This is a genomic window from Streptococcus sp. FSL K6-1323 (assembly GCF_038630745.1).
In the GTDB taxonomy this organism is placed as follows: Bacteria; Bacillota; Bacilli; order Lactobacillales; family Streptococcaceae; genus Streptococcus; species Streptococcus salivarius_D.
Genome location: NZ_CP152039.1, coordinates 130,727 through 144,466, shown reverse-complemented (window position 1 = coordinate 144,466; position 13,740 = coordinate 130,727). Strand labels below are relative to the sequence as shown.

The 13,740-nt window shown below is 46.7% G+C and carries 3 protein-coding genes, 12 tRNA genes and 6 rRNA genes; 1 reads left to right on the top strand and 20 read right to left on the bottom strand.

Annotation, left to right across the window (positions count from 1 at the left end):
- Positions 1–19 precede the first annotated feature (19 nt).
- Positions 20–862 carry a mechanosensitive ion channel family protein gene (locus NST80_RS00870; RefSeq protein ID WP_118172430.1) on the top strand — a complete coding sequence of 281 codons (843 nt, stop codon included), beginning with the start codon at positions 20–22 and terminating at the stop codon, positions 860–862.
- A 21-nt stretch (positions 863–883) separates the two neighbouring features.
- Here NST80_RS00870 and NST80_RS00865 read toward each other — a convergent pair whose 3' ends face one another.
- From NST80_RS00865 to NST80_RS00770, 20 genes are all read right to left on the bottom strand, one after another.
- Positions 884–1,870 (bottom strand): IS30 family transposase, encoded by a 987-nt coding sequence (locus NST80_RS00865; protein ID WP_013990693.1) that lies wholly within the window; start codon positions 1,868–1,870, stop codon positions 884–886.
- A gap of 129 nt (positions 1,871–1,999) precedes the next feature.
- Positions 2,000–2,497: a sigma factor gene (locus tag NST80_RS00860; RefSeq protein WP_021143466.1), complete on the bottom strand. Its 498-nt coding sequence runs from the start codon at positions 2,495–2,497 to the stop codon at positions 2,000–2,002.
- Positions 2,498–2,652: 155 nt separating this feature from the next.
- Positions 2,653–2,726 (bottom strand) — tRNA-Asn (locus tag NST80_RS00855).
- A gap of 5 nt (positions 2,727–2,731) precedes the next feature.
- Positions 2,732–2,847 (bottom strand): 5S ribosomal RNA (gene rrf / locus NST80_RS00850).
- 83 nt (positions 2,848–2,930) lie between these two features.
- Positions 2,931–5,830 (bottom strand): 23S ribosomal RNA (locus NST80_RS00845).
- A 146-nt stretch (positions 5,831–5,976) separates the two neighbouring features.
- Positions 5,977–6,049: transfer RNA gene (locus tag NST80_RS00840), tRNA-Ala, on the bottom strand.
- 54 nt (positions 6,050–6,103) lie between these two features.
- Positions 6,104–7,651: ribosomal RNA gene (locus NST80_RS00835) — 16S ribosomal RNA — on the bottom strand.
- Positions 7,652–7,778: 127 nt separating this feature from the next.
- Positions 7,779–7,852, bottom strand: a tRNA-Pro gene (locus NST80_RS00830).
- 6 nt (positions 7,853–7,858) lie between these two features.
- A tRNA-Arg gene (locus NST80_RS00825) sits at positions 7,859–7,932 on the bottom strand.
- A 14-nt stretch (positions 7,933–7,946) separates the two neighbouring features.
- Positions 7,947–8,032, bottom strand: a tRNA-Leu gene (locus NST80_RS00820).
- A 6-nt stretch (positions 8,033–8,038) separates the two neighbouring features.
- Positions 8,039–8,110, bottom strand: a tRNA-Gly gene (locus NST80_RS00815).
- A 6-nt stretch (positions 8,111–8,116) separates the two neighbouring features.
- Positions 8,117–8,189: transfer RNA gene (locus NST80_RS00810), tRNA-Thr, on the bottom strand.
- Positions 8,190–8,201: 12 nt separating this feature from the next.
- Positions 8,202–8,283, bottom strand: a tRNA-Leu gene (locus tag NST80_RS00805).
- Positions 8,284–8,288: 5 nt separating this feature from the next.
- Positions 8,289–8,361, bottom strand: a tRNA-Lys gene (locus NST80_RS00800).
- A 19-nt stretch (positions 8,362–8,380) separates the two neighbouring features.
- A tRNA-Asp gene (locus NST80_RS00795) sits at positions 8,381–8,453 on the bottom strand.
- 2 nt (positions 8,454–8,455) lie between these two features.
- Positions 8,456–8,528 (bottom strand) — tRNA-Val (locus NST80_RS00790).
- A gap of 5 nt (positions 8,529–8,533) precedes the next feature.
- Positions 8,534–8,649, bottom strand: a 5S ribosomal RNA gene (rrf, locus tag NST80_RS00785).
- 83 nt (positions 8,650–8,732) lie between these two features.
- Positions 8,733–11,632 (bottom strand): 23S ribosomal RNA (locus NST80_RS00780).
- A 146-nt stretch (positions 11,633–11,778) separates the two neighbouring features.
- Positions 11,779–11,851 (bottom strand) — tRNA-Ala (locus tag NST80_RS00775).
- A 54-nt stretch (positions 11,852–11,905) separates the two neighbouring features.
- Positions 11,906–13,453: ribosomal RNA gene (locus tag NST80_RS00770) — 16S ribosomal RNA — on the bottom strand.
- The 16S, 23S and 5S rRNA genes sit together here with 12 tRNA genes alongside, the layout of an rRNA operon.
- Between the last annotated feature and the right edge of the window lie 287 nt (positions 13,454–13,740).

Here is a 13,740-nt window from a genome sequence, read left to right as displayed (position 1 = left end):
TTTTTGATAAACTAAAGCTATGAATATTTTACAAAGATACATCCAACAATTTAATTTTGAAGAGACCCTAATGGTACTCATTACAAAAGGGATTAAACTCCTCATTCTCCTCATCATCTTTCTTCTTAGTAAGAAGATTATCAACTTCCTTTTTAAACATACAGTGGGACGCTCTCTAGCTTGGACAATTCAAACACCTGCTCGACAAAAAACCATTGAACGTTTACTACACAATTGCATGAACTACGTGCTATACTTTTTCCTTGTTTACTGGCTTCTTAGTATCCTTGGGGTTCCAGTATCAAGCCTCCTTGCTGGTGCAGGACTTGCTGGGGTTGCTCTTGGTCTAGGAGCTCAAGGCTTCCTATCAGATGTCGTTAATGGTTTTTTCATCTTGTTAGAAAACCAATTTGAAGTCGGTGACTCAGTTGAAGTAGGACCCGTTACAGGCCTTATTTCAACCGTAGGTATTCGAACTACTCAAATTCGAGGATTTGATGGAACTCTCCACTTTATACCTAACAGAAATATCACAATTGTATCCAACAAATCTCGAGGAGACATGAGAGCTCAAATTGATATCCCAGTCTATCCATCAACCGATATCAATAAGGTGACAAGCATCATCCAAGAAGTAAATCAAGAAAACATTGAAAACTATCCTCAAATCTGTGGAGCACCAAATATCATTGGATTAAGCACAACTCCTTCCGGACAACTAGTATTTCGTATTGAAATCTTTACACAAAATGGACAACAAACTCATATCTATGCAGACTTCTTAAAACTTTACCAAGAAGCCCTAATCAAAGAAAATATTGAACTTCCAAGATTTATTGGAAACCCTATAGCAGTAAAATAAATTCATTACATTCTTGAATTGTCAAATTAAGTGCATACTTTCCCCATAGAATACTTCATAAGGTGTTTTCCAGTTAAGACATTTTCGTGGCCTATTATTAAGTTTGTTCTCCCATAGCTGAATAGTCTGATCATCAACCAATGTTAGATCACTACCCTTTGGAAAATATTCTCTAAGTAATCCATTCGTGTTCTCATTGGTTCCTCGTTGCCATGGAGCATGAGGGTCAGGAAAATAGACTTCAATGTTCAATTGATCACTCAATTTCTGATGATACGTGAATTCTTTCCCTCTATCAGGAGTTACTGTATACTTCGTCAAGGGTTCTAACAGTTTTACCATAGCTTCTATTACCAACTTGCTTTTCTTAACAGCTACCTTTTTGATTTTTAGAAAACGAGAATAACGGTCTGTTAGAGTCACTAAACAAGCTTTTCCAGTTTTACCTGCAACAGTATCGGCTTCCCAATCTCCTATTCTAGTTCGATTATTAGCCTCTTCTGGTCTTTCGTGAATTGTATGAGAAATGGATATTTTCCCTCTATTTTCAACATGACCTTTTGTATGACGTGTTTTCCCACGATGACGAAGTTTACGAATGACACCACGAGCACCATGAGATAATGAGTTATCCTCAAAATGTCCTCGATAAATGGCTCTATAGATTGTTTGATAACTAACAACAGTTTTCCCATACTCTAAGCGCAACCGACCTTCTATTTCTTCAGGAGACCATTGGTAATCGAGAAATAGATGTTTGATGGTATTGCTTAAATTGTGATCTATTTCAAGCATCCGTTTCCGCCCACAGTGTGATTTGGCATTATGGTACGATTCCTGTGCATGATTTGGAGAATAAGCTCCTGATTTTGTATGGCGCTTCCACTCACGACTAATACTAGATGGATGACGATGAAGTAACTTAGCAATTTGAGAAAAATTTAGGCCTTGCGTACGGTAAATGAGAATACTTTCACGCTCGTCTATGGTAAAATGATGGTAGCTCATAAGATTTCCTTTCGTAACTAGTTCGTTCAATTCTATTTTACTAGAAAATCTTATGAGTTTTTATTGTGCACTTATATTGTATATTCAAGACATTAATCAATATTGCCAGTCAAGGTTCTATATTAAGAATTAATCATCTTCATTGTAAGGATCAAAATCAACCATCCAAAATTTTAACTCTCGAATCATCTTTTTTCGACCTCTAAAACACTCCCCAGCTAGCAAACGGTCTAACTTAGTAGCATCTTCCGAAGACAACTGATTACGGAAAGCATTAAGCTGCTCATCATAAACAAGCCTATCAACAGCATCTAACTCTTTATTTGGAAGACAAAAAGCAATATCTGAAATTTCAATATAACATTGTCTATTGGCTTGTCGTTTTACAGACTCCTGCCTTCTAACCTCATCATTAAGTCTATTCCTAAATTTCGTTTTAAAATAACGCCGTAACTTATCATCATCAGACTTTAATTCAGGAAACTTTTCTAAAAGCTGATAAAGCGTCATCATAGCTTCTTGCTCCATATCAGCTTGGTCCCAAAGTTGGATGAAATATTGTCGACTAGCCTTAAGTACAATCGGCCTAACAACCTCATATGCGTGAACAAAAACTTCTTGTTCCATTCAACCTCCTATTAATAGATATAATTTTTGTAATTAAATTAATTACGAGACCTATTATAAGAGATAGATAAGAAATAAAATAGCGACATATATGTCACTATAAAAGTTGATAAAAACAAAAAAAGCTAGACCTAAGTCCAGCAATGAAATCATTACTCCGCCAGTAGGACTCGAACCTACGACATCATGATTAACAGTCATGCGCTACTACCAACTGAGCTATGGCGGATAAACGCTAAGCGACTACCGTATCTAACAGGGGGCAACCCCCAACTACATCAGGCGTACTAGGGCTTAACTTCTGTGTTCGGCATGGGAACAGGTGTATCTCCTAGGCTATCGTCACTTAACTCTGAGTATTCTCAACTCAAAATTGAATATCTATACTGTATCAAGAAACCAAATCGTTGTCAATATGTCTCAGTTACTTTCTTTGGATAAGTCCTCGAGCTATTAGTATTAGTCCGCTACATGTGTCACCACACTTCCACTTCTAACCTATCAACCTGATCATCTCTCAGGGCTCTTACTGATATAAAATCATGGGAAATCTCATCTTGAGGTGGGCTTCACACTTAGATGCTTTCAGCGTTTATCCCTTCCCTACATAGCTACCCAGCGATGCTCTTGGCAGAACAACTGGTACACCAGCGGTAAGTCCACTCTGGTCCTCTCGTACTAGGAGCAGATCCTCTCAAATTTCCTACGCCCGCGACGGATAGGGACCGAACTGTCTCACGACGTTCTGAACCCAGCTCGCGTGCCGCTTTAATGGGCGAACAGCCCAACCCTTGGGACCGACTACAGCCCCAGGATGCGACGAGCCGACATCGAGGTGCCAAACCTCCCCGTCGATGTGAACTCTTGGGGGAGATAAGCCTGTTATCCCCAGGGTAGCTTTTATCCGTTGAGCGATGGCCCTTCCATGCGGAACCACCGGATCACTAAGCCCGACTTTCGTCCCTGCTCGAGTTGTAACTCTCGCAGTCAAGCTCCCTTATACCTTTACACTCTGCGAATGATTTCCAACCATTCTGAGGGAACCTTTGGGCGCCTCCGTTACCTTTTAGGAGGCGACCGCCCCAGTCAAACTGCCCGTCAGACACTGTCTCCGATAGGGATAACCTATCTGGGTTAGAGTAGCCATAACACAAGGGTAGTATCCCAACAACGCCTCACTCGAAACTGGCGTCCCGAGGTCATAGGCTCCTACCTATCCTGTACATGTGGTACAGATACTCAATATCAAACTGCAGTAAAGCTCCATGGGGTCTTTCCGTCCTGTCGCGGGTAACCTGCATCTTCACAGGTACTAAAATTTCACCGAGTCTCTCGTTGAGACAGTGCCCAAATCATTACGCCTTTCGTGCGGGTCGGAACTTACCCGACAAGGAATTTCGCTACCTTAGGACCGTTATAGTTACGGCCGCCGTTTACTGGGGCTTCAATTCATACCTTCGCTATTGCTAAGCACTCCTCTTAACCTTCCAGCACCGGGCAGGCGTCACCCCCTATACATCATCTTACGATTTAGCAGAGAGCTGTGTTTTTGATAAACAGTTGCTTGGGCCTATTCACTGCGGCTGACCATAAGTCAGCGCCCCTTCTCCCGAAGTTACGGGGCCATTTTGCCGAGTTCCTTAACGAGAGTTCTCTCGCTCACCTGAGGCTACTCGCCTCGACTACCTGTGTCGGTTTGCGGTACGGGTAGAGTATAATTAACGCTAGAAGCTTTTCTCGGCAGTGTGACATCACTAACTTCGCTACTAAACTTCGCTCCCCATCACAGCTCAATGTTATAGATATAAGCATTTGACTCATATCACACCTCACTGCTTGGCCAGACACTTCCAATCGTCTGGTTTAGTTAGCCTACTGCGTCCCTCCATCACTATATACTCTAGTACAGGAATATCAACCTGTTGTCCATCGGATACACCTTTCGGTCTCTCCTTAGGTCCCGACTAACCCAGGGCGGACGAGCCTTCCCCTGGAAACCTTAGTCTTACGGTGGACAGGATTCTCACCTGTCTTTCGCTACTCATACCGGCATTCTCACTTCTATGCGCTCCAGCACTCCTCACGGTACACCTTCTTCGCACATAGAACGCTCTCCTACCATACCTATAAAGGTATCCACAGCTTCGGTAATATGTTTTAGCCCCGGTACATTTTCGGCGCAGGGTCACTCGACTAGTGAGCTATTACGCACTCTTTGAATGAATAGCTGCTTCTAAGCTAACATCCTAGTTGTCTGTGCAACCCCACATCCTTTTCCACTTAACATATATTTTGGGACCTTAGCTGGTGGTCTGGGCTGTTTCCCTTTCGACTACGGATCTTAGCACTCGCAGTCTGACTGCCGATTATATCTCGTTGGCATTCGGAGTTTATCTGAGATTGGTAATCCGGGATGGACCCCTCACCCAAACAGTGCTCTACCTCCAAGAGACTTAACATCGACGCTAGCCCTAAAGCTATTTCGGAGAGAACCAGCTATCTCCAAGTTCGTTTGGAATTTCTCCGCTACCCACAAGTCATCCAAGCACTTTTCAACGTGCCCTGGTTCGGTCCTCCAGTGAGTTTTACCTCACCTTCAACCTGCTCATGGGTAGGTCACATGGTTTCGGGTCTACGACATGATACTAATACGCCCTATTAAGACTCGGTTTCCCTACGGCTCCGTCTCTTCAACTTAACCTCGCATCATATCGTAACTCGCCGGTTCATTCTACAAAAGGCACGCTCTCACCCATTAACGGGCTCGAACTTGTTGTAGGCACACGGTTTCAGGTTCTATTTCACTCCCCTCCCGGGGTGCTTTTCACCTTTCCCTCACGGTACTGGTTCACTATCGGTCACTAGAGAGTATTTAGGGTTGGGAGATGGTCCTCCCAGATTCCGACGAGATTTCTCGTGTCTCGCCGTACTCAGGATACTGCTAGGTATAAAGACTATTTCGAATACGAGGCTATTACTCTCTTTGGCCTACCTTCCCAGGTAGTTCTTCTATAATCTTTAAGTCCACGTTGCAGTCCTACAACCCCGAAGAGTAAACTCTTCGGTTTGCCCTCTTGCCGTTTCGCTCGCCGCTACTAAGGCAATCGCTTTTGCTTTCTCTTCCTGCAGCTACTTAGATGTTTCAGTTCACTGCGTCTTCCTCTACATTACCTTAACAGTAATGAGTGACAGGCATAACCTGCCGGGTTCCCCCATTCGGACATCTCTGGATCATTGCTCACTTACAGCTCCCCAAAGCATTTCGTCGTTAGTCACGTCCTTCATCGGCTTCTAGTGCCAAGGCATCCACCGTGCGCCCTTATTAACTTAACCTTATTTTGGTCTTTCGACCTAACTCATTAAATATTCACAGCGTTTCGGTTTATTTTCTTGTTACTATCTATATGTAATTAATTACATATGGAATTTGATATAGATATTCAATTTTCAATGGACAATACTTGAATCTTGCGATTCAATGGAGCCTAGCGGGATCGAACCGCTGACCTCCTGCGTGCAAAGCAGGCGCTCTCCCAGCTGAGCTAAGGCCCCACAAGACCTCTCAAAACTAAATAAGAAACTCAAGTACATTCCGTTTTTCCTTAGAAAGGAGGTGATCCAGCCGCACCTTCCGATACGGCTACCTTGTTACGACTTCACCCCAATCATCTATCCCACCTTAGGCGGCTGGCTCCAAAAGGTTACCTCACCGACTTCGGGTGTTACAAACTCTCGTGGTGTGACGGGCGGTGTGTACAAGGCCCGGGAACGTATTCACCGCGGCGTGCTGATCCGCGATTACTAGCGATTCCGACTTCATGTAGGCGAGTTGCAGCCTACAATCCGAACTGAGATTGGCTTTAAGAGATTAGCTTGCCGTCACCGACTCGCAACTCGTTGTACCAACCATTGTAGCACGTGTGTAGCCCAGGTCATAAGGGGCATGATGATTTGACGTCATCCCCACCTTCCTCCGGTTTATTACCGGCAGTCTCGCTAGAGTGCCCAACTGAATGATGGCAACTAACAATAGGGGTTGCGCTCGTTGCGGGACTTAACCCAACATCTCACGACACGAGCTGACGACAACCATGCACCACCTGTCACCGATGTACCGAAGTAACTTTCTATCTCTAGAAATAGCATCGGGATGTCAAGACCTGGTAAGGTTCTTCGCGTTGCTTCGAATTAAACCACATGCTCCACCGCTTGTGCGGGCCCCCGTCAATTCCTTTGAGTTTCAACCTTGCGGTCGTACTCCCCAGGCGGAGTGCTTAATGCGTTAGCTGCGGCACTGAATCCCGGAAAGGATCCAACACCTAGCACTCATCGTTTACGGCGTGGACTACCAGGGTATCTAATCCTGTTCGCTCCCCACGCTTTCGAGCCTCAGCGTCAGTTACAGACCAGAGAGCCGCTTTCGCCACCGGTGTTCCTCCATATATCTACGCATTTCACCGCTACACATGGAATTCCACTCTCCCCTTCTGCACTCAAGTTTGACAGTTTCCAAAGCGAACTATGGTTGAGCCACAGCCTTTAACTTCAGACTTATCAAACCGCCTGCGCTCGCTTTACGCCCAATAAATCCGGACAACGCTCGGGACCTACGTATTACCGCGGCTGCTGGCACGTAGTTAGCCGTCCCTTTCTGGTAAGCTACCGTCACAGTGTGAACTTTCCACTCTCACACTCGTTCTTGACTTACAACAGAGCTTTACGATCCGAAAACCTTCTTCACTCACGCGGCGTTGCTCGGTCAGGGTTGCCCCCATTGCCGAAGATTCCCTACTGCTGCCTCCCGTAGGAGTCTGGGCCGTGTCTCAGTCCCAGTGTGGCCGATCACCCTCTCAGGTCGGCTATGTATCGTCGCCTAGGTGAGCCGTTACCTCACCTACTAGCTAATACAACGCAGGTCCATCTTGTAGTGGAGCATTTGCCCCTTTCAAATAAATGACATGGGTCATCCATTGTTATGCGGTATTAGCTATCGTTTCCAATAGTTATCCCCCGCTACAAGGCAGGTTACCTACGCGTTACTCACCCGTTCGCAACTCATCCAAGAAGAGCAAGCTCCTCTCTTCAGCGTTCTACTTGCATGTATTAGGCACGCCGCCAGCGTTCGTCCTGAGCCAGGATCAAACTCTCATTAAAAAATTTAATAATTGTTCGAGCGTTAACTCATTACCGTCGTCTGACGATTTATTCTTGTAAATTGACAGGTTATAATTTCTTCTATAACCCTGCACTTGGTTTCTTATTCAGTTCTCAAAGGTCTAAATCGGGAAGACAGGATTCGAACCTGCGACCCCTTGGTCCCAAACCAAGTGCTCTACCAAGCTGAGCTACTTCCCGATAAAATGCACCCTAGAGGAGTCGAACCTCTAACCGCCTGATTCGTAGTCAGGTACTCTATCCAGTTGAGCTAAGGGTGCTCATTATTATATTATGCCGAGGACCGGGATCGAACCGGTACGAAAGTTTCCTTTCGCAGGATTTTAAGTCCTGTGCGTCTGCCAGTTCCGCCACCCCGGCTCCTCAAGCGAACGACGGGATTCGAACCCGCGACCCCCACCTTGGCAAGGTGGTGTTCTACCACTGAACTACGTTCGCATTTTATGCCGGCTACATGACTTGAACACGCGACCCTCTGATTACAAATCAGATGCTCTACCAACTGAGCTAAGCCGGCTAACTTTTCTAATGCGGGTGAAGGGACTTGAACCCCCACGCCGTTAAGCGCCAGATCCTAAATCTGGTGCGTCTGCCAATTCCGCCACACCCGCATATATGACCCGTACTGGGCTCGAACCAGTGACCCATTGATTAAAAGTCAATTGCTCTACCAACTGAGCTAACGAGTCTCAAATATTTCTATTTGAACGGTCCCGACGGGAATCGAACCCGCGATCTTCGCCGTGACAGGGCGACGTGATAACCGCTACACCACGGGACCTATGGGAGTTAACGGGATCGAACCGCTGACCCTCTGCTTGTAAGGCAGATGCTCTCCCAGCTGAGCTAAACTCCCTTTGCGCTAAGCGACTACCGTATCTAACAGGGGGCAACCCCCAACTACATCAGGCGTACTAGGGCTTAACTTCTGTGTTCGGCATGGGAACAGGTGTATCTCCTAGGCTATCGTCACTTAACTCTGAGTATTCTCAACTCAAAATTGAATATCTATACTGTATCAAGAAACCAAATCGTTGTCAATATGTCTCAGTTACTTTCTTTGGATAAGTCCTCGAGCTATTAGTATTAGTCCGCTACATGTGTCACCACACTTCCACTTCTAACCTATCAACCTGATCATCTCTCAGGGCTCTTACTGATATAAAATCATGGGAAATCTCATCTTGAGGTGGGCTTCACACTTAGATGCTTTCAGCGTTTATCCCTTCCCTACATAGCTACCCAGCGATGCTCTTGGCAGAACAACTGGTACACCAGCGGTAAGTCCACTCTGGTCCTCTCGTACTAGGAGCAGATCCTCTCAAATTTCCTACGCCCGCGACGGATAGGGACCGAACTGTCTCACGACGTTCTGAACCCAGCTCGCGTGCCGCTTTAATGGGCGAACAGCCCAACCCTTGGGACCGACTACAGCCCCAGGATGCGACGAGCCGACATCGAGGTGCCAAACCTCCCCGTCGATGTGAACTCTTGGGGGAGATAAGCCTGTTATCCCCAGGGTAGCTTTTATCCGTTGAGCGATGGCCCTTCCATGCGGAACCACCGGATCACTAAGCCCGACTTTCGTCCCTGCTCGAGTTGTAACTCTCGCAGTCAAGCTCCCTTATACCTTTACACTCTGCGAATGATTTCCAACCATTCTGAGGGAACCTTTGGGCGCCTCCGTTACCTTTTAGGAGGCGACCGCCCCAGTCAAACTGCCCGTCAGACACTGTCTCCGATAGGGATAACCTATCTGGGTTAGAGTAGCCATAACACAAGGGTAGTATCCCAACAACGCCTCACTCGAAACTGGCGTCCCGAGGTCATAGGCTCCTACCTATCCTGTACATGTGGTACAGATACTCAATATCAAACTGCAGTAAAGCTCCATGGGGTCTTTCCGTCCTGTCGCGGGTAACCTGCATCTTCACAGGTACTAAAATTTCACCGAGTCTCTCGTTGAGACAGTGCCCAAATCATTACGCCTTTCGTGCGGGTCGGAACTTACCCGACAAGGAATTTCGCTACCTTAGGACCGTTATAGTTACGGCCGCCGTTTACTGGGGCTTCAATTCATACCTTCGCTATTGCTAAGCACTCCTCTTAACCTTCCAGCACCGGGCAGGCGTCACCCCCTATACATCATCTTACGATTTAGCAGAGAGCTGTGTTTTTGATAAACAGTTGCTTGGGCCTATTCACTGCGGCTGACCATAAGTCAGCGCCCCTTCTCCCGAAGTTACGGGGCCATTTTGCCGAGTTCCTTAACGAGAGTTCTCTCGCTCACCTGAGGCTACTCGCCTCGACTACCTGTGTCGGTTTGCGGTACGGGTAGAGTATAATTAACGCTAGAAGCTTTTCTCGGCAGTGTGACATCACTAACTTCGCTACTAAACTTCGCTCCCCATCACAGCTCAATGTTATAGATATAAGCATTTGACTCATATCACACCTCACTGCTTGGCCAGACACTTCCAATCGTCTGGTTTAGTTAGCCTACTGCGTCCCTCCATCACTATATACTCTAGTACAGGAATATCAACCTGTTGTCCATCGGATACACCTTTCGGTCTCTCCTTAGGTCCCGACTAACCCAGGGCGGACGAGCCTTCCCCTGGAAACCTTAGTCTTACGGTGGACAGGATTCTCACCTGTCTTTCGCTACTCATACCGGCATTCTCACTTCTATGCGCTCCAGCACTCCTCACGGTACACCTTCTTCGCACATAGAACGCTCTCCTACCATACCTATAAAGGTATCCACAGCTTCGGTAATATGTTTTAGCCCCGGTACATTTTCGGCGCAGGGTCACTCGACTAGTGAGCTATTACGCACTCTTTGAATGAATAGCTGCTTCTAAGCTAACATCCTAGTTGTCTGTGCAACCCCACATCCTTTTCCACTTAACATATATTTTGGGACCTTAGCTGGTGGTCTGGGCTGTTTCCCTTTCGACTACGGATCTTAGCACTCGCAGTCTGACTGCCGATTATATCTCGTTGGCATTCGGAGTTTATCTGAGATTGGTAATCCGGGATGGACCCCTCACCCAAACAGTGCTCTACCTCCAAGAGACTTAACATCGACGCTAGCCCTAAAGCTATTTCGGAGAGAACCAGCTATCTCCAAGTTCGTTTGGAATTTCTCCGCTACCCACAAGTCATCCAAGCACTTTTCAACGTGCCCTGGTTCGGTCCTCCAGTGAGTTTTACCTCACCTTCAACCTGCTCATGGGTAGGTCACATGGTTTCGGGTCTACGACATGATACTAATACGCCCTATTAAGACTCGGTTTCCCTACGGCTCCGTCTCTTCAACTTAACCTCGCATCATATCGTAACTCGCCGGTTCATTCTACAAAAGGCACGCTCTCACCCATTAACGGGCTCGAACTTGTTGTAGGCACACGGTTTCAGGTTCTATTTCACTCCCCTCCCGGGGTGCTTTTCACCTTTCCCTCACGGTACTGGTTCACTATCGGTCACTAGAGAGTATTTAGGGTTGGGAGATGGTCCTCCCAGATTCCGACGAGATTTCTCGTGTCTCGCCGTACTCAGGATACTGCTAGGTATAAAGACTATTTCGAATACGAGGCTATTACTCTCTTTGGCCTACCTTCCCAGGTAGTTCTTCTATAATCTTTAAGTCCACGTTGCAGTCCTACAACCCCGAAGAGTAAACTCTTCGGTTTGCCCTCTTGCCGTTTCGCTCGCCGCTACTAAGGCAATCGCTTTTGCTTTCTCTTCCTGCAGCTACTTAGATGTTTCAGTTCACTGCGTCTTCCTCTACATTACCTTAACAGTAATGAGTGACAGGCATAACCTGCCGGGTTCCCCCATTCGGACATCTCTGGATCATTGCTCACTTACAGCTCCCCAAAGCATTTCGTCGTTAGTCACGTCCTTCATCGGCTTCTAGTGCCAAGGCATCCACCGTGCGCCCTTATTAACTTAACCTTATTTTGGTCTTTCGACCTAACTCATTAAATATTCACAGCGTTTCGGTTTATTTTCTTGTTACTATCTATATGTAATTAATTACATATGGAATTTGATATAGATATTCAATTTTCAATGGACAATACTTGAATCTTGCGATTCAATGGAGCCTAGCGGGATCGAACCGCTGACCTCCTGCGTGCAAAGCAGGCGCTCTCCCAGCTGAGCTAAGGCCCCACAAGACCTCTCAAAACTAAATAAGAAACTCAAGTACATTCCGTTTTTCCTTAGAAAGGAGGTGATCCAGCCGCACCTTCCGATACGGCTACCTTGTTACGACTTCACCCCAATCATCTATCCCACCTTAGGCGGCTGGCTCCAAAAGGTTACCTCACCGACTTCGGGTGTTACAAACTCTCGTGGTGTGACGGGCGGTGTGTACAAGGCCCGGGAACGTATTCACCGCGGCGTGCTGATCCGCGATTACTAGCGATTCCGACTTCATGTAGGCGAGTTGCAGCCTACAATCCGAACTGAGATTGGCTTTAAGAGATTAGCTTGCCGTCACCGACTCGCAACTCGTTGTACCAACCATTGTAGCACGTGTGTAGCCCAGGTCATAAGGGGCATGATGATTTGACGTCATCCCCACCTTCCTCCGGTTTATTACCGGCAGTCTCGCTAGAGTGCCCAACTGAATGATGGCAACTAACAATAGGGGTTGCGCTCGTTGCGGGACTTAACCCAACATCTCACGACACGAGCTGACGACAACCATGCACCACCTGTCACCGATGTACCGAAGTAACTTTCTATCTCTAGAAATAGCATCGGGATGTCAAGACCTGGTAAGGTTCTTCGCGTTGCTTCGAATTAAACCACATGCTCCACCGCTTGTGCGGGCCCCCGTCAATTCCTTTGAGTTTCAACCTTGCGGTCGTACTCCCCAGGCGGAGTGCTTAATGCGTTAGCTGCGGCACTGAATCCCGGAAAGGATCCAACACCTAGCACTCATCGTTTACGGCGTGGACTACCAGGGTATCTAATCCTGTTCGCTCCCCACGCTTTCGAGCCTCAGCGTCAGTTACAGACCAGAGAGCCGCTTTCGCCACCGGTGTTCCTCCATATATCTACGCATTTCACCGCTACACATGGAATTCCACTCTCCCCTTCTGCACTCAAGTTTGACAGTTTCCAAAGCGAACTATGGTTGAGCCACAGCCTTTAACTTCAGACTTATCAAACCGCCTGCGCTCGCTTTACGCCCAATAAATCCGGACAACGCTCGGGACCTACGTATTACCGCGGCTGCTGGCACGTAGTTAGCCGTCCCTTTCTGGTAAGCTACCGTCACAGTGTGAACTTTCCACTCTCACACTCGTTCTTGACTTACAACAGAGCTTTACGATCCGAAAACCTTCTTCACTCACGCGGCGTTGCTCGGTCAGGGTTGCCCCCATTGCCGAAGATTCCCTACTGCTGCCTCCCGTAGGAGTCTGGGCCGTGTCTCAGTCCCAGTGTGGCCGATCACCCTCTCAGGTCGGCTATGTATCGTCGCCTAGGTGAGCCGTTACCTCACCTACTAGCTAATACAACGCAGGTCCATCTTGTAGTGGAGCATTTGCCCCTTTCAAATAAATGACATGGGTCATCCATTGTTATGCGGTATTAGCTATCGTTTCCAATAGTTATCCCCCGCTACAAGGCAGGTTACCTACGCGTTACTCACCCGTTCGCAACTCATCCAAGAAGAGCAAGCTCCTCTCTTCAGCGTTCTACTTGCATGTATTAGGCACGCCGCCAGCGTTCGTCCTGAGCCAGGATCAAACTCTCATTAAAAAATTTAATAATTGTTCGAGCGTTAACTCATTACCGTCGTCTGACGATTTATTCTTGTAAATTGACAGGTTATAATTTCTTCTATAACCCTGCACTTGGTTTCTTATTCAGTTCTCAAAGGTCTTTGTCTCTCTTAAGACAACTTCTGTATTCTAGCAAATCTAGAATGTCTTGTCAACACTTTTTTTGAAGTTTTTTCACTTCTCGTGTCCGCTGTCTCTCGCGAAACAGCTTATTTATAATATCATCTCTAGCTTGTCTTGTCAATAACTTTTTTAAAGTTTTGG

What these genes read in the sequence shown, in the direction of transcription:
- NST80_RS00870 (WP_118172430.1), top strand. Translation starts at nt 20, where the DNA reads ATGAATATTTTACAAAGATACATCCAACAATTTAATTTTGAAGAGACC.
- NST80_RS00865 (WP_013990693.1), bottom strand. Translation starts at nt 1,870, where the DNA reads ATGAGCTACCATCATTTTACCATAGACGAGCGTGAAAGTATTCTCATT.
- NST80_RS00860 (WP_021143466.1), bottom strand. Translation starts at nt 2,497, where the DNA reads ATGGAACAAGAAGTTTTTGTTCACGCATATGAGGTTGTTAGGCCGATT.